Raw genomic sequence first — 1,542 nt, 5'->3', positions numbered from 1 at the left:
GTTGCAATAAGACTCGAAGAGAATTGAAAGCATACCACTTGACCATTCGGCGAACTTGGTCATAAGTGTTGCAATAAGACTCGAAGAGAATTGAAAGGTCGACCTGTCAAAGCTGACGGGGTGGATTGAAAATGCGTTGCAATAAGACTCGAAGAGAATTGAAAGATTGAGGACAAGTTGAAGAAGATTCGCGAGCTCGCTGGTTGCAATAAGACTCGAAGAGAACTGAAAATAACTGCCCTCTGGGAAACCCTTATCAGTGGTGGGGGTTTTCTTATCCCGGTGGTTTGAATGAAGGCCAGGGTGATTGAACGCTTCAGGTTTGAATCCGCTCACGCGGTTCTCATTGACGGAAAGCCGGAGGAAATTCACGGGCACACCTTCCGGCTTGAGATTGCCGTTGAGGGGCCCCTTAGAAACGGCTACGTGATTGACTTCCTCGAGCTGAGGCGCATCGTGGAGGAAATCGTTGGAAGGCTTGACCACAAGAACCTCAACGCCCTCTTCGAGAACCCGACGACTGAGAACATCGCGCTCTGGATTGCGGAGCAGGTTAATGCGAAGCTCCCCGAAGGCGTTTCTCTGAAGAGGCTGACCCTCTGGGAGGGCGATGAGAACGGAGTCGAGCTGGAGTTTTGAGAAAATGTTTTTTAGAGATTGCTCCAATAACCACTTTGTGGTGAGTGGAATGGAAAAAGTTGCAGATAATCCAAATTCAACCCTCAGGGAAAAACTTTTACGTGAACTCCTGGCTGAGGAGGAGTTTAGGCTAATGGTGAAAGAGGCCAAAAAAACCGCCCGTATCGGAATGTTTGGAAAAGGCAGGGTCGAGGACTTTTTAAGGCAAAGATTGAGGTGTATAAACAGTGATTTTCATTGACTCAAGCGTTCTCTACAATGCACTTGTTGTAACAGAGCTCACGGATTATTCAGTTAAGATGTTCGAGCTGAACGAACCCAAGATAAGATAACTTCCGAAACCGTTATTGATGAGGTGTGGTTTGCACTCCTTAAAAGGGACGTTGGCTCCCCTTGGAAGATTAAGAAGGAGCTCAGGAACAATAAGGAATTTAGAAACACGGCAGTTAGGTATCTAAGTGGAATACTTGGCTTTCTTGGCGCTCAGAACGTTGTAGTTGTGGCTGATTCCTCAAATTGGGCAAAGATTGCCTATTATGTTGGAGAATTTGGCTTAATGCCCCATGATGCTAGAATCCTCGCCACTGCCTTGGAACATGGGTGTGATAAGCTTGCGACACTCGATAGAGATTTTGACCCTGTAAGGGATATTCTCACTCTTGTTCCAGAAGATTTCTGGCAAAAATTCACTACGCAGGGTTAGTTCTTCTCGGCCTTCAATTCCTTAACGCTCTCCGCCATGGCGAAGCCGTTGGCCTTGTCAAAGGAGACCTGCTCAGGGAAGGAAATTCTCACGGGAACACTCTTTCTCTTCTCCTCGCTGGCCTGCCAGCTTATCAAATCCCCTTCTTCCACTTCAAGGGACCCGATGAGGCCGACGGGCCCCTCTATGATGTACTTGGC

The 1,542-nt window shown here is 47.6% G+C and carries 3 protein-coding genes and 1 pseudogene; 3 read left to right on the top strand and 1 reads right to left on the bottom strand.

Annotated elements, in window-relative coordinates:
- The first annotated feature begins 291 nt into the window (after positions 1-291).
- The 3 genes from MVO87_RS02285 to MVO87_RS02275 all read left to right on the top strand — a co-directional run bounded on the left by MVO87_RS02285 (position 292) and on the right by MVO87_RS02275 (position 1,342).
- Positions 292-639 (top strand): 6-pyruvoyl trahydropterin synthase family protein, encoded by a 348-nt coding sequence (locus MVO87_RS02285; RefSeq protein ID WP_297514742.1) that lies wholly within the window; start codon positions 292-294, stop codon positions 637-639.
- Positions 640-679: 40 nt separating this feature from the next.
- Positions 680-880 carry a hypothetical protein gene (locus MVO87_RS02280; protein WP_297514745.1) on the top strand — a complete coding sequence of 67 codons (201 nt, stop codon included), beginning with the start codon at positions 680-682 and terminating at the stop codon, positions 878-880.
- A gap of 114 nt (positions 881-994) precedes the next feature.
- Positions 995-1,342 carry a PIN domain-containing protein gene (locus MVO87_RS02275; protein WP_297514748.1) on the top strand — a complete coding sequence of 116 codons (348 nt, stop codon included), beginning with the start codon at positions 995-997 and terminating at the stop codon, positions 1,340-1,342.
- Here MVO87_RS02275 and MVO87_RS02270 read toward each other — a convergent pair.
- Positions 1,339-1,542, bottom strand: a pseudogene (locus tag MVO87_RS02270) (DUF192 domain-containing protein); the annotation flags it as partial. The gene MVO87_RS02275 and the pseudogene MVO87_RS02270 overlap by 4 nt on opposite strands.

Source organism: Thermococcus sp. (genome assembly GCF_027063845.1).
Lineage (GTDB): Archaea > Methanobacteriota_B > Thermococci > Thermococcales > Thermococcaceae > Thermococcus.
Note: the sequence above shows the minus strand (reverse complement) of the source record. Positions and strands in the feature narration are given on the sequence as shown.

What these genes read in the sequence shown, in the direction of transcription:
- MVO87_RS02285 (WP_297514742.1), top strand. Translation starts at nt 292, where the DNA reads ATGAAGGCCAGGGTGATTGAACGCTTCAGGTTTGAATCCGCTCACGCG.